The sequence below is a fragment of the Thermogemmatispora aurantia genome (assembly GCF_008974285.1).
Lineage (GTDB): Bacteria > Chloroflexota > Ktedonobacteria > Ktedonobacterales > Ktedonobacteraceae > Thermogemmatispora > Thermogemmatispora aurantia.
Genome location: NZ_BKZV01000006.1, coordinates 86,471 through 105,753 on the forward strand (window position 1 = coordinate 86,471; position 19,283 = coordinate 105,753).

Below are 19,283 nucleotides of genomic sequence, written 5' to 3' on the forward strand. Positions count from 1 at the left end.
GTGAAAAGCCTGCAGACTCTCCAGGCCAGCTGACTCATTTGGGCAGCCGTTGCTGATAGATCGGCGGGCGACCGAGGAAGGAGCCAGAGCAGGATGGACCCAGGGCAGCCTGGCCTGGCTCCTGCACAATCTACACCTGCTTCTCGGCCCCCTCTTCTTGACGCTGACGCCGGCTGATCTCTGTAGCCTGGACAGACTGCTCGCCAGCAGCACGCTGGCGGAAGACCGGCTCTGGCTGGACGATAGCCTTCCGATTGCTCTCCTGGCCTTGTGCCTGGTGATCATCGGCGCTCTGATCAGCAGCAGATTGCGGACCGTGGCCAGGCAGCTTGCGCTGACCAGCCTGGCTGCTACCTCCTTGCTCAACCATACAGATCGGATCACAACGCCGTTCCCCTGGTTTCTCTCTCCGCCAGCCTGGTATTGGTTGGTTCCTTCATGCCTGCTCCCCTGCGGCTGCTCATGCCTGAGCTGGCGACAACCGGGCGAGCTTAACTTGAAGCCGGTCAGTGGGAAGAGACTATAATTTGAGCAGGCAAAGCAATACACGGCCACGCAAAGGAGACCCCAGATGGCTCAAGCTGTGACGCAGATGGTCACATTCCCTTCGGAAGGGAGACAGCTCGCCGCATTTCTGGCATTACCGACCGCAAGCAGCGAGCAAAGAGAGGAAGGGAAGGGACCCTATCCCGGCGTAGTGGTCATCCACGAGATCTATGGTCTCAATGATAACATCAAAGACATCGCCATGCGTCTGGCTGCCGAGGGCTATGCAGCTCTGGCTGTCGACCTCTTCTCAGCAGGAAACCGCACCGTCTGCATGTTCCGTCTGATGAGCGGCTTCATCCTCAATTCGCTCAATCATCGCGGTGTGCGTGACCTGCGGCATGCCCTCGATTTCCTGGCGCAGCAGCCGGCGGTCGATGGTCAGCGGCTCGGAGCCATTGGCTTCTGCATGGGGGGTAGTCTGGCCATCGCCTGGGCCTGTACCGACAGCCGCCTGCGGGCGATCGCCCCTTTCTACGGCATGAATCCGCGTCCCCTGGAAGCCGTCAGGCGCGCCTGTCCAGTGGTTGGCTCCTATCCCGAGCAAGATTTCACGGCGGCGGCTGGTCGCAAGCTCGACGAGGTCCTCGATCGCTACCAGATCCCGCACGACATCAAGATTTATCCGGGAGCCAGACACTCCTTCTTTAACGATCGTGGTTCCAACTATCACCCCGTCGCTGCGCAGGACTCCTGGCAGCGCGTACTGAGCTTCTTCCGCGAGCATGTCCTGGCGCCTCGTTCCCAGGCTCTCCAGTGAGCGGGCCGAACGGAATTGAGGCATGGGCTTGCGCATTGCATTGCGAGGTATGTTCTGTCCCCCAATAAGGAGAGCAAGAAGCAATGGATTTCACCTATTCGGAGAGAGTCAACGAGCTGCGACAGCGTCTCCTCGACTTTATGGAGCGCTATATTTATCCCAACCAGGAGACCTATCGCAGGCAGATAGAGGCCTCTGGTAATCCCCATCACCATGCAGAGATCGTCGATGAACTCAAGCAAAAAGCCAAAGCTGAGGGCCTCTGGAACCTCTTCATGACCGATCCGCGCTACGGGCCGGGCCTGAGCAACCTGGAGTATGCTCCGCTGGCCGAAATCATGGGGCGCGTCAGTTGGGCCTCGGAAGTCTTCAACTGCGCGGCGCCCGACACCGGCAACATGGAGATTCTGGCTGAATTCGGCACGCCGGAGCAGAAAGAGCAATGGCTCAAACCATTGCTAGAGGGTGAGATTCGCTCGGCTTTTGCCATGACCGAGCCGGATGTGGCCAGCTCGGACGCCACTAATATTCAATTGACCATTGAGCGTCAGGGAGACGAATACGTCCTTAACGGGCGCAAATGGTGGATCTCGGGAGCGGCGCGCCCGCGCTGCAAGATCTTCATCGTCATGGGCAAGACCGACCCTCATCACCCCGACCGTCACCGCCAGCAGAGCATGATTCTTGTGCCGCGCGACACGCCAGGCGTGACCATTGTACGCAGCCTGCCGGTGATGGGCTATCTCGATAACGAGAGCCACTGCGAGGTCCGCTTTGAGAATGTACGCGTGCCAGCGAGCAACCTGCTTGGCGAGGAGGGCAGCGGCTTCGCCATTGCCCAGGCGCGCCTGGGGCCGGGCCGCATCCACCACTGCATGCGAGCCATAGGAGCGGCCCAGTATGCCCTGGAACTGATGTGCCGCCGGGCCCAGGCGCGAGTCGCCTTTGGCAAGCCGCTGGCAGAGCAGGGCGTCATTCAGGAATGGATTGCCCAGTCGCACCTGGAGATTGAACAGGCGCGCCTGCTGACGCTCAAGGCGGCCTGGATGATGGATACCCTGGGCAAGAAGGCGGCGCAGAAAGAGATCGCCATGATCAAGATTGTCGCGCCCACTGTAATGACCAATGTTGTAAATCGGGCAATCCAGGTTTTTGGGGCAGCGGGCCTCTGTGACGACTTCCCGCTGGCCTCCATGTGGGCCCACGGGCGTACCCTGCACATCGTCGACGGTCCCGATGAAGTGCACAAGCGCTCGCTGGCGCGTCTGCTCCTGCGCGAGCAGCGCCTTCCGCAGGCGTAGCCGAGCTGACTGGAGGCGGCTGCAGCCACGGCCTTCACCAGTGCTGGGACTGGCACCTTCGCCGGTCTCAGCTTGCCTGGCCGCTTTGGCGGGCGGTGCTGGCAGCGGAGACCGGGGCGGCGCTGGCCAGGCCGACACTGAGCAGGTCCTGTAGCTCATTCCAGGCATAGGCCAGGGGGGCCTGACGATAGCCCGCCTCGCCGCGTCCCACCTGGATACTGAGGCTACCGATGGTAGCCTTCCAGGTGCGTCGCCCCGTCCGGCGCACAAGCTGCTTGTGGGCGGCATATTTGAGATAGTGACGGGCAAGCCGGCGCACGCTGCGGGCCTTGAGCAGACGCCGATCGACCTGCCTGCCGGCCCGCTTCAGCTGCAGCGCCTGGCGGTTGATGGCCGTGACCAGCTCATCCAGGGTGAAAGAAGCACGCCCCTCCTTGCTGCGCTGGACGAGGAAGCCGCTGGCGAGCTGGGTGCAGGTGAAGTGCGCGCTCAGCAGCCAGGCGCGGCGGATGCGCTCGTGCAGCTCGCGCTGTGGGAGCTGTGGGGCGCGCTCGATGCTCGGGGCCAGGCTCACAAAGACGCGCTTGCGGCGTCTTACGGTCATAAAATCATACATGATAGCAATAGGCACCACGCGAGTTTCGGGCGGCCCCCCGCGCAAGAGGCGATGGGGAGCTGCGGTAATTGGACCAACGCGGCCATCAGGTGAGAGCTGACCTTCCGGCGCTCCCCAGAGCGAACCGCCACGGGCGAGCCAGGCTGAAAGAACGGTAAGCTGCTGCCTCAGTTCTTCCAGCACCCGGTTCTTGACGCGTAGATAGACCTCTGGCTGGAAGATTTCGGCTCCGCTCAGGCGGCGCAGAATGGTTCGATAATGCCAGGAGAGGAGGCCCGATAAGGGTGCGGTGGCCAGGCGCTGTGCCTGCTCGCCAACGCTGTGCGCCCACTGCTGCAAGAAGGCCGGGCTGAGAATCTCGCCCGCCGGGCGATCTCCCTCGCCCTGAAGGGCATTGCGCAGCCAAAGCTCGATTGGGCGCAGGTGAATGTTTTCGATCGGACGCAGACCGATGAAGCGCAGCAGGCCCCCCAGCGACAACAGCCCCAGCAGACGCGAGAGCCAGCCCGGCTCTGGAACAATACGGCTGAGAAAGCGTGGCGCGAAGGCGTCGCTGCGGATGGCAAAGAGCACATCGTGGGTGATGGCCCGCCAGCTCCAGCGTGCCAGGATGGTGGGGACCTCGATCATCGGGTCGACGTCGCGTTTGTGGGCCATTGCAAAGTAGACAGGCCCATGTGCAGGTAGGTGCTCCAGGCCGTGAAATTCGATCTTGTGGAAGAGCCGGACACCTATCCAGAGGATGCCTGCGATCAAAACCCGGCTGCAGGCGGCAAGCACTGCTGCAAGATGTCTCATGATGACTCCTTGCTTCACCAGCTAGCTGGCGGAGTTGGTTGATGTCGCAGGATGGGCTATTTGGCTGTGAGTGTGCTGTGGTGGTTAACTGCAAGGCGCCGGGCCGGGTGCCTGCAGAGATCAGGCATTTGCGCGCTTTCAAGCGCTTCTTCTTTCAGGATAGCCGATGTAGACGAACAGCGTCAACCTTGGCCAGAGATGCGCTGCTGCTTATGAGGCAGCGCAGGGCCATACCAAAGGCTGCAGGCCCCCTGTGGAAACGACCTCACCAACAGTGGAGTGGGGATGATCAGGGCCTGCCAGGGCAGGTATCACCAGGAGCTGAGGCCGCTGGCGCCTGCCCGTGGCGCTGGTATCTATCAGGACATGACGCCGCCGCCGTCAATGTTGATGGCCTGTCCGTTGATGCCCTTGCTGCTATCCAGGGCCAGAAAGACGGCAATGGCGGCCACTTCCTCTGGCTCGATGAGACGGTTCTGAGGGCTGCTGCGCGCCAGGCTCTGGCGAGCCTGCTCTTCGCTCATGCCCGTATGGGCCATGATGTTGCTGACACTGGCATCGGTCATGGGCGTGTTGACATAGCTGGGGCAGATGGCGTTGACCGTGATGTTGTAGGGCAGCAGCTCGACGGCGAGGGCGCGAGTCAGGCCAAGGACGCCGTGTTTGGAGGCCGTGTAAGCGGCAATGTAGCGCCCGCCAACACGTGAGGCGATGGAGGCGATGTTAATAATGCGCCCGTAACGCTGCTCGACGAGCGTGGGCACAAAGGCTTTGCAGACGTAGTAGACCCCGGTCAGATTCACCGCGAGCAAGCGATGCCAGAGTTCATCGGGGTGGTTGAGGAATTTGTGACTGCCAGCAATGCCAGCGTTGTTCACCAGGATATGGACGCCGCCCAGACCTGTGCGCAGCTCGTTGGCCATACGCTCGACCTGGGCCGGGTCGGTCACGTCGCAGGTCGTAAAGACGCAGCGCCGACCTTGGGCCTCAATCTGGGTTGCGAGCTGCTCAAGCTCGCTGCTGCTGCGCGCGCAGATGCCCACATCGGCCCCGGCCTCGGCCAGGGCCAGGGCGATGGCGCGCCCGATGCCTTTGCTGGCTCCTGTGACAATGGCTCGCTTGCCGGCCAGTGGAAGGTGCTGCAGTAACTCAGTCATCGTTGGCTGATCCTCTCCTGTCCAATAAGTAGTCGCTATGACATGCCTCGCTGAGGCAGGCACGCTGGACTGACTGGCTAGAGCTGGCTCGGCTCGTTGAGTATGCCCCGCTGGCTCGTCAGAGTGGGGGAAACCGAACCGAGCGAAAGTGTGGGGAGCCGCCTGCGCTGCGCGTCGTGCATGCTGGCTGTATGAGCTTGAGGAGAGAAGGCCCTGTCAGCCAGTTCCTCCTCTGAGGCGGCGCTCGCGGTTGCTCCTCTTGCAGTATGCCACAGGGAGCGCTGCTTTTCCAGTTGGCGCCTGGCTCTGTTGGAACACCGTACCGCCTGGTGGATCATTCGCCGATGTTCTATACTAGCCAGAGAGAAAGCGAGAGTTGAAAGCTGCTGCCTCTCTCTGCCCTTCATGCATGCATGCATGCATGAGGGTATCCTATACAGCTCACAGACTCTCGACTCACTCAGGCTTCGCTGCGAGAGAGGAGGACGGTAAGATGCCAGTCTCTTTGGAGGGGGCGCGCCGCATTTACGAGGCCCTCAAGGCCTGTGATATCAAGCTGGTCTCGGCTTTGCCTGAGACCTGGCTTGTTCCCTTGCTGCGTCTGGTAGAAGCGGATCAGGAGATGCGCCTTGTCCAGGTGGCCAGAGAGGAGGAGTCGATCGGCATTGCGGCAGGGGCCTACTTTGCTGGCCTGCCTTCAATCCATGTGATGCAGAACCACGGCTTCCTGGCGGCCATTAATCCGCTGGTCTCGCTGGCCATGCTGTATAAAATCCCTGTGCTGCTGTTAATCAGCTATCGTGGCTCCTGGGGCGAAAGGGACCCCTGGCAGACGCAGGGAGGGCTGCTCACAGAGCCAGTGCTGCGAGCGTTGACGATCCCCTACTACTGCCTGCGCCGAGAGGATGATCTGACCCGGCGCCTCAAGGAGGCTCAGGCGCTGGCTCTCTCGGCCCTGCATCCGGTGGCAGTCCTGTTGACGCGTGAAGTGCTCTGGGAGGATGAGGAGCCGTAGCCAGTGGTCTTCCCGTGTGTGGATACTTTTCAAGTCAGATGACGAGCGGAAGGGGAGCAAACAACATGTTGCGTGTGGACGCCCTGCGGGAGATTTATCCCGAGCTAGAGCAGCATATTGTGGTCACGATTATGGGGGCGGTCGCCGCCGAGCTGTATGCTCTTGGCCATCGACCCAACTTTTTCTATATGGAGCATTCAATGGGGTTGGCCTCGTCCTTGGGTCTGGGCCTGGCCCTTGCCCTGCCGGGGCGGCAGGTGGTCGTTCTCGATGGCGATGGCTCGCTGCTGATGAATCTTGGCACCCTCACGACGCTGGCTCGCTACCGGCCCCCGAATTTGCTCCATATTGTCTTTGACAATAGCAGCCTGGTCTCGGTAGGGGGCTTCCCCACGGCGACCGCCAGCGGTACCAATCTGGCGGAGATGGCTCGGGCGGCTGGCGTGCCGCGCGTGCTGGAGGCAGAGACACCTGCCCAGTTCCGCACGGCGGTGACACAGGCCCTGGCTCGCCCGGTGATGACAACCCTGGTGGCCAGAGTGGAGGCGAGCGGTCCGGCCTCGTATCGACTCGATCTGGATTTATTAGAAAACCGTTTTCAGTTCAAACGCTATCTCGACTCGCTGCGCTCTTCCTCTTGATTGACCGATCGCAGACACTCAGGGTTCCAGGCCATGCTCTTCTCTTTCTTTCTTTGGACGATGAGGGAACTAAGCCTGTCATTGCACGCCTCGGCTGTCTGCCTCATCAGCCACTTCCCATGAAAATTGAATAGCCTAAAAAGGGGCGCGCCCACACGCAATCAGTAAGGCTACTGAGCAGCCAGGAGTGGGCGCGCCCAGGTGTGCCCTTGGGCTGTGGTAGCGGGTCAGGGTTCGGCTCAGGTCGACGAGCGTGCCGTCTGCAGCGTGCGCCAGATCTTTTCTGGCGTTAGCGGCATGTCGATCTCCTTGATGCCGAGGGGAGCCAGAGCATCGAGGACAGCATTCACAATGGCCGGTGGGGCGCCGATGGTGCCCGATTCGCCGATGCCCTTGGCGCCGAGCGGATTATTCGGAGAAGGCGATTCCACAAAATCGCTGGTAAAGGGAGGGAGCATCGTCGCCAGGGGCAGCGCATAGTCCTGTAGAGTTCCGCTAATGAGCTGGCCATGCTCATCGTAGAGTACCTGCTCATAGAGAGCCTGGCCGATGCCCTGAGCCAGGCCGCCGTGGAGCTGGCCCTCAGCCAGTGTATGGTTGAGAATGCGGCCCGCATCGTCGACAGCCACGTAACTCAGCGGGTGCACCTCGCCGGTCTCGGTGTCGATCTCGACGACCGCCATATGGGCGCCGAAGGAGAAGGTGGGACCGGCAGCGAAGTCACGGCGGGCTGCCAGACCCGTGATCGGCTGACCGGTAAGCGGGTCGGGAGGTTCTGGCTCAAGCAGAGCGGGCTGTTCCTCGGCCAGGCGCGCCAGCTCTCCCAGGGTCAGAGAGCGCGTTGGCGCCCCCTGGACCATCACGCGTCCGTTCTGAAGCACTAGATCGGCGGGGGCGGCTTCCAGCGCGTGCGAGGCCAGGCGCAGGACCTTCTCGCGCACAGCCTGAGCAGCCAGGAGCACTACTGAGCCGCCCATCTGGGTCACGCGGCTGGCAAAGGTTCCGATGCTGAAGGCTGGTAGTCGGCTATCGTTGAGGTGCACCTCGACGTGTTCGGGTGCTATCTGCAGGACCTCGGAGGCGATCTGCGTGAAGGCGGTCACGTGGCCCTGGCCGGTGGAGGAGACGCCGCTTTCGACCACAACGGTGCCGTCGGGCCGAATGCGCACGGTGGCCGCCTCGCGTGGCTGGCCTCCTTCATCGCCAGAGATTTCGGTAAAGGTCGCCAGTCCAATACCGAGCAGGCGCGGATCACCAGAGGCGCGACGCTGGCGCTGCCGGGCCCGCCAGCCCTCATAGTCGGCCAGCTCCAGCAGACGGTCAAAGGCAGCCTGATAGTTGCCGCTATCGTAGCGCTGGCCGGTGACGGTCTCGTAGGGGAAGGATTCGGGCGAGATCATGTTGCGCCGTCGCACCTCGACGGGATCAAGGCCCAGCTCAGCAGCGATGCGATCGATGACGCGCTCGATGATATAGGTTGCTTCCGGGCGGCCAGCGCCGCGATAGGCCATCGTCGGAACCTTATTGGTGAAGACGCCGATCACTGTGCTCTCGACAGCCTCCACCTGATAGGCGCCGCAGACGAGGCGTGGAGTACGGATCGGAACAAGGGCCGTGATACCGAGGAGAAAAGCGCCCAGGTCAGCAATGTTGCGCAGGCGCAGGGCCAGCAGCCGCCCATCATCTTGATAGGCTGCCTCCACGTAGTTGATCTGGCCTCGCCCGTGGGTCTGAGCTTGCAGATTCTCGCGCCGTGTTTCAATCCATTTCACCGGACGGCCCAGGCGGTGCGCGAGGGCTGCGCAAACCAGTTCTTCGCCGCCGAGGCGCGTTTTGGCACCGAAACCGCCGCCACTCATGGCGTTGTGCACATGAACATGGCGATGATCCAGACCCAGCGCTTCCGCCAGGACCTGGTGGGCCTGGTAAACCGCCTGCGAGGAGAGCCAGGCGCTCAGCTGGCCCGTCTCTGGATCGTAGTCAAAGAGACAGGCGCGGTTCTCTAGCGAGGAAGGGGCCAAACGCTGGTTTTCCAGGCGCAGACGGGTGACATGGCTGGCACGGGCAAAAGCCTCCTCAACGTTGCCGGCCTTCAGCGGCATCTCGAAGGCCACATTGCTGCCAAACTCTGGGTACAGTAATGGGGCATCGGCGGCCAGAGCGGCCTCGGGGTCGCTGACCGCCGGCAGCGGCTCGTAGTCGACCTCGACCAGGTCAAGGGCATCGGTGGCAACGGCCAGGCTCTCGGCGACGATGACCGCCACTGGCTCTCCAACGTAGCGTACCCTGTCCTTGGCCAGCGGCTGCTTCTCTGGACGCTTGACACCAGGCACTGGTACGGCAAAGATCGGCGGCAGCTCTGTCAGATCGGCGGCGCTGAAAGCCGCTACCACGCCCGGCAGGCTGCGCGCTTCGTCGAGGCGGATACCCTCGATGATGGCATGGGCATAAGGGCTGCGTACGAAAACTGCATGCAGTATGGGCGGGCGTCCGTTCAGCCTGATGTCATCCACAAAGCGTGCACGCCCGGTGATCAGGTCGTAGTCCTCTAGGCGGCGTCGGATTTCTGCCGGCTGCTTCATGGTCATGCTCATGCAAATGATCCTTCTGCGTGATGTTTCTCTGACCAGAGGTGGAATCCATCCAGGGGCTGTAGTTTATTATAAGATATCAATCCGGTCTCTCCTTAGCAGCAACCTGGCTGAGCGCTGTCCCTTCTCACTCGACTCTCCCGCTTGCTGTCTACCGCCGCCCGCTGAGAACAGGGTACTGCATCTTGAAACGTATGATATGATCGAACTGATCCACGGGAAGAACAGGAATCCTGACTAATCTTTCAGCCGTTGCCACGTGTCAGCATAAGGGGCGGCTCTTGTGGAGGTGCCACCACAGGGGGCCGAAAGGGAGGAGCAGCCTTTTGTCCTTCCAGCCTCCTACCTGCTGCACGGAGCAGAGGCATGAAATGCTCTTCATTATAGATGAAGTATTGAGAAAAGAAAGTAGAGTAAGAAAAGGAGCGTAGGAAGCGTGAAAGGTACCAGATCGAGAGATACGCTGGCCGAGCCGACAGTGCTGGCCATCGATGTGGGGACCTCTTCGGTGCGAGCCATGCTTGTTGATGCGCGGGGCGAAGCGGTACCGGGAACACTGACGCAGTATCGTTATCAGCTCAGCACTTCAGCCGAAGGGGAAGCCACGATCGATGGCGATAGGCTTGTTGAGCTGGTTGCCAGGACGATCGATGGGGTACTGGAGGCTGCTGGAGTAATTGCCCAGACCATTGCCGCAGTGGCGACCGACACCTTCTGGCACAGCCTGATCGCTGTTGATGCCCAGGGGCAGCCTTTGCTGCCGCTCATCACCTGGGAAGACACGCGCGCGCATGCGGCGGCGGCTGAGTTGCGCGCTCTGCTGGACGAGCGAGCTATTCACCGTCGCACGGGGGCTCCGCTGCAAAACAGCTACTGGCCGGCCCGGCTGCGCTGGCTGGCGCGGACGCGTCCTGCGCTCCTGCAGGAAAGTGCCCAGTGGCTTTCCTTTGGCGAGTTTCTCCATCGGCGCTTGTTAGGACACTCGGTCTGCAGCCTCTCGATGGCCTCGGGGACGGGTCTGCTGAATCTGCGGAGCCTCAGCTGGGATGAGGACCTGCTGCAGGCTCTGGCGGTTCGTCGCGAGCAGTTTCCGGCGCTCGGTGATCTGCGCAACGCCTTGCAAGGACTGCGCCCTCTCTATGCTCAGCGCTGGCCGCTGCTGAAAGATGTGCTCTGGTTCCCCGCTGTTGGTGATGGGGCGGCGGCAAACGTCGGTTCGGGCTGTGTGGTGAGTGCGCGCTATGCCCTGACCATTGGCACCTCCAGCGCGCTGCGGGTGACTGTACCGGCGGACAGCGTTGAGCCGCCGCCTGGTCTCTGGCTCTATTTACTGGATGCGCGCCGGGCCTTGCTAGGGGGGGCGTTGAGTGAGGGTGGCAACCTGTTATCCTGGCTGGCGGAGGTGCTGCGTCTCCCTCCTCTAGACGAAGTGGAGCCGCTGGTCTCGGCTGTGCCGCCTGATAGTCACGGTCTGACCATCTTGCCGTTTCTGGCAGGTGAGCGCAGTCCTGGCTGGCATGCCAATGCTCGCATGACCATCTCGGGCCTGCATCCGAAGCTGCGCCCGGTGGATCTTCTGCGGGCGGCGATGGAGGCCCTGGCTTACCGCCTGGCCGTTGTCTACGAGCGCCTCAATACTCAGCCGCAGCTGCGCGAGGGAGGAACGCAAATCGTTGGCAGTGGGGGCGCGCTCTTGCGCTCGCCGACGCTACAGCAGATCATTGCTGATGTCCTGGGTGAGCCTCTCTATCCCTTGCGCGTTCGTGAGGCTGCCGTGCGTGGGGTCGCTCTGCTGGCGCTAGAAGCGCTGGGACTCGTTCCCGACGTGGCTCAGATCCCTCCGCCTCTGGCGGCCCCTGTGGGGCCTGATCGCGCACGCGGCGAGCGCTATCGCCAGGCCCTTGCACGCCAGCAGCAGCTCTACAATCTCCTGCTGGCCGGCGATGGCCAGACCTCACCCTGACGCCATCCTGAGCTGATGAACGGAAAGGAGTGCCCTGCCATGTCTGGAGAGGCGCCACTGATTCGCCTCAAGCGCGTCTACGAGGAGGCGATGGAGAGTGATGGAACGCGGGTACTGGTCGAGCGGCTCTGGCCACGTGGTCTCTCTCGGGAGCGGGCGCGGATCGATCTCTGGCTCAAAGATGTGGCTCCCAGTGATGAGCTGCGCCGCTGGTTTGCCCATGATCCCCAGAAATTTCCCGAGTTTCGTCGGCGCTATGAACAGGAACTGCACGACCGGGAGACGGCACGTGCCGCGCTGGCCCATCTTCTGGAGCTGGCCCGGCGCGGGCCGCTGACCCTTGTCTACTCGGCACGGGATAGCGAGCATAACAATGCGGTGGTCCTGCGCGACCTCTTAGAGCGCGGCGAATAGGCTCCGAGCTGAGTTCTGCTATAGGCGCATTTCAACTGCTGGCTGACTGCAAATCCCTGGCCTGATCCGATGCAGGTGAGCAGTCAAGAGCACGGCAGTGCTGCAATTCACCAGGATGCGAGCGAGTGATTGCAGACGCTTGGGCTGCGCTCCTTCTCCTCCTCTGCGGCCCGGCTGCCAGTATAAGACTTTTGTTTTGTGCACTTCCCCGGCTGGGTGGCGACTCACGTCCAATAATAATGGATGCTCCTTTTCCTGCCGTGCTCTCTAACTCTAAAGGGAAGGTCTCTCTCGCTTCATACGCTGTGCCAGAGAGCCTGCTCCTTTGGAGCAGCGCGCGAGCGCGGTGGCCGTGTCCTTCTCAGAGAGAAGTAGTACTGTTATCCCTCTGACCAGTTAAATGTTGGATTCTGGAATTTCTCTCGGTAGACTCACGAGTGGCGCCAGAGAGAATGTGGTTGATGCACTGGTGAAGCAACAGCACGAAAGGGAGAAAATTATGAAAATCCAGCAATTCAAGTACCTCCACTGCTCAGAGGATCATGAAGAAGGAATTATTCTGGTTGATCCAGAGACCGAATCCATTCCGGTCACGGATGAGCGTGGAAATGTACTCTATTATTGCATGGGAGGACAGCACGTATTTTCTTCCGATATGAATGGGCTGATCATGCAGAGCCTCCTGGATGACGAGTAAATCGCAGATTCATCGATCTAGCGATAGAGCGAAGAGACAGAGGAAGCCCGTCTCACACCCATCATAGACGCCACACCACACCCACTTCTGGCCACACAGCCGACGCGCAGGGCTGAGCGCCCGACCCTGCGCGTCTCTTTCTTTCTCTGTAGCGCTTTCATGTCTGGAGCTGCCTGGTTGGGCAGTCAGTACAGCGGGATTGATGAGGTGAAAGGGACCTGAACTGCCTGGCCCGGCCCCAGAGCCCAGAGAGTGCTGGGCAGTGGTAGGCACGCCGGCACTGCCTAATCGATGCTCAACAGCCAGCGCAGGCGCTCGCGGTTGCGGCGCAGGCGGTCGATCAGATTATGATTGAGACGATAGATTTCCTTGATATCGCTAAACTCATCGGAGCAGCGCAGGATGATCTCGCGAGGTTTCAGGCCACAATAGTAGAGCAAGTAGGCGAGGCGCCGCTCGCGCTCATGGGGGAGCAGGCTCTGGATCGATTCCCAGGTATAGTTTCTTTCTTCGTCGCCGAATTCCTCCTCTTCATTGAGTAGCACTGAGGTCTCCGGTTGAGGCAAGGCGATCTCCTGCCGACGTTGATAGCTGCGCAGCATATCGATAATGACGCCGTGGAGCGTGGCATGCAGGTAGCTGAGCACGGCCTTCAGGCTGGGAAACTCGGGGGGATGTTCCTGTACTGCCTGCCAGAAACGGCTGAAGGTCAAAGCGACATAGTTTTCTTCAGAATCATGCTGCAGCGCCTGGCCCATACCTGGGTGGGTGCGCAGCCAAAGGCGAACGGTTTCGCTCAGACATTGCTGTAGCACGGTCCAGGCCTGGTCGGTCTGTTGCTCAACCGCCCGGCGAAATAGCTCCAGGCAATAGCCTTCATCCCCTGGTTGGTGCCGGCGCGAGCGCTGCAATTCCAGGGTGCAGTAGTTGGCCAGCACGGTGAGGTTGAGTTCGCTTAGCGTCTCTTCCATGTTTGTTGTCCCCGCTGTTCTCGCTCAGCAGCCCTATAGTACGATGCATTCCCATAATCAGCAGTCTCTGCTTAGCCGGTTCTGTGGAGTGGAAGGACCTACCGGTAAAAGAAGATCTGCATCTATGGATCTTCTGGCGGAAAAACCATTTCAAAAATACAATAGCTCATCCATTATAGGCATGGTAGTGCTCACCCCAGGTTTAAAGAAGAGAAGAATAGAACGGAGCGGCGCCCCTGGTCCTGCTCTGGTATTTGGTCAGTTAACGACAGAACTTTCTTCGAGAATAACCGAATGTGCAAGAGTTTGTCAAGCGAGGACTGTCTGCAGGAAATAACGCTTTTCTTCTCTTTCGACGCTCTGAGAGAGCCGGGCCTTGGAAAGCTATTGTACTTTAGCAGTATTTTGTGAGAAAATTGTATTATGGTTGGAAGTGTGAGGCGTTCCCCGGCCTCAGCCTCGGCCTCGGGAGCGCCGGTCTGGTTCGGTGAGTCTAAGGAAGGAAAGAAGGGTGGAAAGAGAGATGCGACGGTGGAACTTGTACCTGGTGCTTCTCTGGTGGGCGACGAGTCTTGTGCTCTTGAGCGGTTGTGGCAGTGCTGCATTGCCGGCCCTGCCTGGTGGATCGGGGAGAGAGGCTTCTCCGACGGTGGAGTCGGGCGTGAGGCCGAAGATTGTGGCCTCTGCGCCTGTTGGAGGGGAAGGACCGACGCCGACCGCGGCTCCGATCTCAGCTCCTCTGGCTTCGCCTACGGCGACGGTGGTGCCGACGAGGCCGGTGCAGGCCTCGATTGTCAGCGTGGCTCTAAGCTTTTATGCCGCTGTCCAGGCTCAGGACTACGCTCGGGCCTATAGTTACCTGGCCAATGATGTTACCATTAATCCCACGGGTGATCGTCCTCAGCCCCTGACCAGGGATCACTTTGTGCAGACGGCGCGCTCGCTGGATGAGACGATGGGCAAGGTCACGGCTTTTTCGGCTGAGATTGATGCCAATAGTCCTACGATCATTATCATGACAATTTCTCGTAGCAATCTCGCGGCCTATCACTCGCATTTGGTTTTCAAGGATCTGGGCGGGAGTTGGAAGATTGCCTCGCTTGATAGAATCTAAGCCGGGGCGGCGCCGCTGCTGGCGTTCAGCCCTGGCCAGCCGCGGTGGAGTAGAGGTGAGGGGGCTGGCTGGTCGGCTGACTGTCTGATGGGGTGCTGTCCGGATTCTGCCTGCTAGTAAAGGAGCGAGCTGATCTTGTTTCGACCGGTTTTGGCAACGCTCGGCTATATTCTGTCGCCGGATCGCCAGCAGGTGCTGATGATTCAGCGCAACAAGCGTCCTGATGACCTGCATTTTGGTAAGTACAATGGCCTGGGCGGACGGCTGGAGCCGCATGAGGACATTGTGAGCGGTATGCGGCGTGAGATCCGGGAGGAGTCTGGTCTGGAGGCGGAAGAGCTGGTCCTGCGGGGGACGATCTCCTGGCCAGGTTTTGGCAAGAACGGCGAGGATTGGTTTGGCTTTATTTTCCGCATTGAGCGCTGGTCTGGGCAGCCACATGCTGGCAACCATGAGGGGACGCTGGTGTGGGTGCCGTTGGCCGAGCTGGAGAGGCTGCCGCTCTGGCCTGGCGATCGCTACTTCCTGTCGATGGTTTTCGATGATGATCCGCGGGCTTTTCATGGCTGTATGCCTTATCACAATGGTCAGCCGCAGGGCTGGTCTTATGTGCGGGTTTAGGTGAGGGTAGTGGTAGGGTGGTGGTCCGTCGGCGGCTTGGCCTGAAGGGGGTATCTTGTTCCACCTGCTGCCTGCCCGCTGTGGCGGACCGCCAGTTGAGCCATCCAAGACCAACAGAAGGCTGCTCACCTTCCCCATCGGTCCGGCGGGGGGCCGAACGCGAGGTGAGCAGCCTTCTGCCTCGGGTCGTCGGGGGAGAAGGGAGAAGTATCTGCTGAGCACCTGGAGGATGTTCCTCTCCTGACTGGTGCCTTGTCGCTCTTCTCTCCCCGGAGAGAGCCAGCAGATTGGGCTGGCGCTGCTGCGGACGTGTGAGTTGGTGGGCCTCTCAGGCAACCGTGCTTGAAGCCGGCGCCGGGGCCGCTTTGAGTATATAGCCAGTCTCCAGGATCGAGACGATATTGATACCAAAGATGCGCAGCTTGATGCGCACGCGCGAGAGCACGTTGCGGATAGGGCGCGTGGCCTGTTCCCAGGTGCCGTCTTCGAGGGACTTGAGCAGGTTGGCGCGGCAGCGCTCAATGGTGCGCTCGGTGACCTCGCCGTGATAGAAGTGGGCGAAGAGCACCTCGTACGGGCAGTAGTAGGGGTAGGAGTCCAGCAGCGGGCGAAGGACGTTCATCTCATTGTTGGTGAACTGCTGCTGGAGCACCAGCGCTGGTTGTTTATCGAGATAGGTGAGGCAGGAGAGGGTGCCAAAGGCCGTATTGAGGGCGAGGACATACCCTTCTGGGAGCACGCCATGCAGCGTGTAGTGCTTGATGTGCTCGCGATCGTGAACAAGTTTACGTGCGACGCGGGCCTCTTCTCGGCAGGCGATCATTTGCATGGCGATTCTCCTTGTTCGTTGCTGCATATGACTGACAGTACTCCCTGACCGGTAGACGCGCGGATCGTGGCGTTGCACCGCTGATGCGGCGGTGGCGATCCTTCGCGCTTGTGGCTGGCCAAACGCTGGGCCACGGCTGGTGGCCATGATTACGGGTACAATCCGCTCCTGCTCCTGCTGCCTGGCGAGCTGCTGGGCGGCGCCAGAATGCGCGCGAGCGAGTGAGCACGTGACAAGTCAAGTAAAAGAAGAAGAGCACGCAGGGGGCGAGGTCAATGGTAGGGTCCCTGGGGTGAGACGCGCCGTGGTCCTGCGGCGGGTGGCATTGGCCTCACCTGGCGGCGGGCGCCCCGTCCCTGAAAGGGCGTCCGCCGTTTCCCTACGTGTTCTTTACTTTATTATGCCGAGCGACCATGTACATCAGAAAGTACTTATGTTATCATTTCCCTAGACATCTTTATCATTTCGAGGGGTTCTCTTCTTTTGGGCGTCGGGGGAGGCCTGTCCATGAGTAGCAACCGGTCGGTGGAGGAGCCACCGCGGCCCCGCGTGCGTCTCGTGGAGGCTCGCATGAGCCGTGGCTGGTCGCAGCAGGAGGTGGCTGAGCGACTGGGGACGACGCATGTCAATGTGAGCCGTTGGGAGCGCGGGGTAACGAAGCCCAATCCATATTTCCGGCGCAAGCTGTGCCGGCTGTTCGGGTTAACGGAGGAGGAGCTGGATCTGGCGCCCGCTGGGCCTGAGACACCAGGGCGGGGGGCGCAGGTAGTAGGGGATGGGGTGGAGGTGGAGACTGGCGGTGGTGGAGCGGGACGGGGTGGACAAGATCTACAACGTGGCCCTGACTCTGGTCCGCTGGGGGAGGCGACGGGGGGGCGTCAGGCTGAGGCGATTATTGATCCGATGATTCCTTTGCCGCCGCCGGTGCGCCTGGTGGGACGCGATGCTGAGCTGCAGCGTATTAAGGGGCGTCTTTTTGCTGGTGAGGCGGTGGCTCTGAGCGCGTTGAATGGGTTGCCTGGGGTAGGCAAGACTTCACTGGCGGTGGCCCTGGCGCATGATCCCGAGGTGCGAGCTTATTTCAAGGATGGGATTCTCTGGGCGGCGCTGGGGCCCCGTCCCAATATGACGGGGCTGCTGAGTCGCTGGGGGGCTTTGTTGGGTTTGCCAGCGACGGAGGTGGCCGGGTTGACGAGTCTGGAGGCCTGGGCCAGGGCTTTGCGTACGGCAATCGGGCCGCGGCGGATGCTGCTGGTCATTGATGACGCCTGGCGGATTGAGGAGGCGCTGGCGTTGAAGGTGGGCGGCGCCCAGTGCGCTCATTTGTTGACGACGCGCTTTGCACATGTGGCGACGGAGTTTGCGGTGGAGGGGGCGGCGGCGATCACGGAGTTGGGCGAGGAGGATAGTGTGCAGCTCTTGCGCTTGCTGGCGCCGACGGCGGTGGAGCAGGAGCCGGAGCGCGTGCGGGTTTTGGTGCGGGCGGTTGGGGGGTTGCCGTTGGCCTTGACGTTGATTGGGAATTATTTGCGTAAGGAGAGCTATGCAGGTCAGGTGCGCCGTATTCGGGCGGCGCTGCAGCGGCTGAGCGATGCGCGGGTGAGGCTGGGTTTGACGGAGTCGCGGGGCCCGGTGGAGGTGCATTCGAGTCTGCCAGGCGAGCCGGTGCTGTCGCTGCAGTCGGTGATTGCAGTCTCGGATGAGCAGCTGAGCCAGGCGGCGCGGTCGGCGTTGTATGCGCTCTCGGTTTTTCCGCCGAAGCCGGCGAGCTTTTCAGAGGAGGCGGCCCTGGCGGTGGCGGCCTGTTCGACGGATGAGTTGGATGCGCTGGTGGATGCGGGTTTGCTGGAGAGCAATGGCGGCGATCGCTATTTGTTGCATCAGGTGATTGCGGATTATGCGCGGACGCGCCTGGAGGCCCAGGGTGAGGAGGCGGTGCAGGCCCCTTTTGCCCGCCTGATGGAGTATGCAATCGATTATGCTGAGGAGCATCGGACGGATTACGAGCTGCTGGAGCGGGAGAGTGCGGTGATTGTGGCCGGTCTGGAGGCGGCCTATATGCTGGGACGACAGGTGGAGCTGGTGCGCGGGGCGGTGACGTTTGCGCCGTTCTTGCTGGTGCGGGCCTCGTATGGGGTGGCCGAGCTGTGGCTGCAGCGCGCACAGGCGGCGGCCCAGGCCCTGGGCGATCAGCACGGGATGACAGGGGTGCTGCTCTACCGCGGGCAGATCGCGCTGCGCCAGGGCGATTATGCCGCTGCCGAGCGCTACTATCAGGAGGGGCTGCAGCTGGCCCGCGCCCTGGGCGATCAGGAGCGCATTTGTGCGCTCCTGACGGATTTGGGAACTGTATCGTGGCGAAGAGGGGAATATGCTCGGGCTGAAGAGTATCTCCAAGAGGGGCTGGGTTTAGCACGCCAGATTGGCAACAAGGAGCGGCTCTGTGAGGTGCTGGAGACCCTGGGTGCGCTGGAGGCGCGTCAAGGGAATTATGGTCAGGCTGATATGTATCTACGGGAGGGACTGGCTCTAGCCAGGGAGATTAGGGATAGGGAGCGTATTTGTGCAGTTCTAATTAATCTTGGAGCCTCTGCTTTTGAGCAAGGCAGGTTCTCTAGAGCACGGGAATGCTATCTTGAAGGGTTGGCTCTAGCAAGAGAAATAGGTCTTCGTGAATGGATCAGTCTCTTGCTGAATAATCTTGGAGATGTAGCCGCCGAGCAGGGAGATTATAGCTTAGCAGAGAAATTCTTCACTGAAGGCTTAGAACTGGCTCGTCAAATCGATCAGAAGGAGTGGATAGGAGTTCTACTTCTCAGTCTAGGATCTGTTGCTCTGAAACAGGGCCAGTATCAAAAGTCAGAAGAGTATCTTCTTGAGGGTATTACGCAAGCAAAATTGCTTGGTCTTCCGCAGTTGACCTGCAGTGGGCTTTATGAGTATGGCAATCTATATTTAGAACTGCAGAGATTCACTATTGCAGTAAAGATCTTCTGGGAAATGCTATCTACTGCTCCTAGTGGAAGCCAGGATTCTATCGCCCTAGCCCGTTATGGCCTAGCTCGAGCCAATGCTGCTCTGGGTAATAAAGAGGATGCGAGGCGGCTAGGCGAAGAAAGTCTCAAGGTTCTTGAGCTGATTGGGCATCACAAGTGTAGGGAAGTCAAAGAATGGCTTAATAGTCTGCCGTAGAAAAAAAGGTCAAGGAGAGAAATACTATTCTTTATACTCCTTGACCTTGTTAAGAGC

At 60.6% G+C, this 19,283-nt stretch carries 16 protein-coding genes; 10 read left to right on the forward strand and 6 right to left on the reverse strand.

The annotated features are described in order from the left end of the window. Positions 1-130 precede the first annotated feature (130 nt). Positions 131-370 (reverse strand): hypothetical protein, encoded by a 240-nt coding sequence (locus KTAU_RS17585; RefSeq protein ID WP_151729600.1) that lies wholly within the window; start codon positions 368-370, stop codon positions 131-133. A 201-nt stretch (positions 371-571) separates the two neighbouring features. Between KTAU_RS17585 and KTAU_RS17590 the strand changes: the two genes are divergently transcribed. Both KTAU_RS17590 and KTAU_RS17595 read left to right on the forward strand, forming a co-directional pair. Continuing rightward, a complete protein-coding gene (locus KTAU_RS17590) occupies positions 572-1,306 on the forward strand; it encodes a dienelactone hydrolase family protein (RefSeq protein WP_151729601.1) in 735 nt (244 codons plus the stop codon). A gap of 83 nt (positions 1,307-1,389) precedes the next feature. Further along, on the forward strand, positions 1,390-2,607 hold the full coding sequence (locus KTAU_RS17595; protein ID WP_151729602.1) for an acyl-CoA dehydrogenase family protein: 1,218 nt from the start codon (positions 1,390-1,392) through the stop codon (positions 2,605-2,607). Between the two features lie 67 nt (positions 2,608-2,674). Here KTAU_RS17595 and KTAU_RS17600 read toward each other — a convergent pair whose 3' ends face one another. Both KTAU_RS17600 and KTAU_RS17605 read right to left on the reverse strand, forming a co-directional pair. Then, entirely contained in the window at positions 2,675-4,021 is a 1,347-nt protein-coding gene (locus KTAU_RS17600; RefSeq protein WP_151729603.1) for a hypothetical protein, read from the reverse strand. 359 nt (positions 4,022-4,380) lie between these two features. Then, a complete protein-coding gene (locus KTAU_RS17605; protein ID WP_151729604.1) occupies positions 4,381-5,178 on the reverse strand; it encodes an SDR family NAD(P)-dependent oxidoreductase in 798 nt (265 codons plus the stop codon). 493 nt (positions 5,179-5,671) lie between these two features. Between KTAU_RS17605 and KTAU_RS17610 the strand changes: the two genes are divergently transcribed. Together KTAU_RS17610 and KTAU_RS17615 are read left to right on the forward strand one after the other, a co-directional pair. Then, on the forward strand, positions 5,672-6,193 hold the full coding sequence (locus KTAU_RS17610; RefSeq protein WP_151729605.1) for a thiamine pyrophosphate-binding protein: 522 nt from the start codon (positions 5,672-5,674) through the stop codon (positions 6,191-6,193). Between the two features lie 65 nt (positions 6,194-6,258). Next, complete coding sequence (locus KTAU_RS17615; RefSeq protein WP_151729606.1) at positions 6,259-6,834, forward strand: thiamine pyrophosphate-dependent enzyme; 576 nt, start codon at positions 6,259-6,261, stop codon at positions 6,832-6,834. A gap of 239 nt (positions 6,835-7,073) precedes the next feature. Here KTAU_RS17615 and KTAU_RS17620 read toward each other — a convergent pair whose 3' ends face one another. Then, positions 7,074-9,428 carry a xanthine dehydrogenase family protein molybdopterin-binding subunit gene (locus tag KTAU_RS17620; protein WP_228026520.1) on the reverse strand — a complete coding sequence of 785 codons (2,355 nt, stop codon included), beginning with the start codon at positions 9,426-9,428 and terminating at the stop codon, positions 7,074-7,076. Positions 9,429-9,861: 433 nt separating this feature from the next. Between KTAU_RS17620 and KTAU_RS17625 the strand changes: the two genes are divergently transcribed. The 3 genes from KTAU_RS17625 (at position 9,862) to KTAU_RS17635 (ending at position 12,499) form a co-directional block, all read left to right on the forward strand. Next, positions 9,862-11,388, forward strand: coding sequence for a gluconokinase (locus KTAU_RS17625; RefSeq protein WP_228026521.1), 1,527 nt, complete (start codon positions 9,862-9,864; stop codon positions 11,386-11,388). Positions 11,389-11,427: 39 nt separating this feature from the next. Beyond that, a complete protein-coding gene (locus tag KTAU_RS17630; RefSeq protein ID WP_174844076.1) occupies positions 11,428-11,802 on the forward strand; it encodes a DUF488 domain-containing protein in 375 nt (124 codons plus the stop codon). 499 nt (positions 11,803-12,301) lie between these two features. After that, positions 12,302-12,499 carry a hypothetical protein gene (locus KTAU_RS17635; protein WP_052890818.1) on the forward strand — a complete coding sequence of 66 codons (198 nt, stop codon included), beginning with the start codon at positions 12,302-12,304 and terminating at the stop codon, positions 12,497-12,499. A gap of 284 nt (positions 12,500-12,783) precedes the next feature. Here the strand turns inward: KTAU_RS17635 and KTAU_RS17640 are convergent, their stop codons facing one another. Next, positions 12,784-13,470 (reverse strand): sigma-70 RNA polymerase sigma factor region 4 domain-containing protein, encoded by a 687-nt coding sequence (locus tag KTAU_RS17640; protein ID WP_151729607.1) that lies wholly within the window; start codon positions 13,468-13,470, stop codon positions 12,784-12,786. 523 nt (positions 13,471-13,993) lie between these two features. Between KTAU_RS17640 and KTAU_RS17645 the strand changes: the two genes are divergently transcribed. Together KTAU_RS17645 and KTAU_RS17650 are read left to right on the forward strand one after the other, a co-directional pair. After that, entirely contained in the window at positions 13,994-14,584 is a 591-nt protein-coding gene (locus KTAU_RS17645; protein WP_151729608.1) for a hypothetical protein, read from the forward strand. 132 nt (positions 14,585-14,716) lie between these two features. Continuing rightward, positions 14,717-15,205, forward strand: a complete 489-nt coding sequence (locus KTAU_RS17650) for an NUDIX hydrolase (RefSeq protein ID WP_151729609.1) — start codon at positions 14,717-14,719, stop codon at positions 15,203-15,205. A 328-nt stretch (positions 15,206-15,533) separates the two neighbouring features. Here KTAU_RS17650 and KTAU_RS17655 read toward each other — a convergent pair whose 3' ends face one another. Then, on the reverse strand, positions 15,534-16,034 hold the full coding sequence (locus KTAU_RS17655; protein WP_151729610.1) for a hypothetical protein: 501 nt from the start codon (positions 16,032-16,034) through the stop codon (positions 15,534-15,536). 507 nt (positions 16,035-16,541) lie between these two features. Between KTAU_RS17655 and KTAU_RS17660 the strand changes: the two genes are divergently transcribed. Further along, entirely contained in the window at positions 16,542-19,226 is a 2,685-nt protein-coding gene (locus tag KTAU_RS17660) for a tetratricopeptide repeat protein (protein ID WP_151729611.1), read from the forward strand. Positions 19,227-19,283 lie beyond the last annotated feature (57 nt).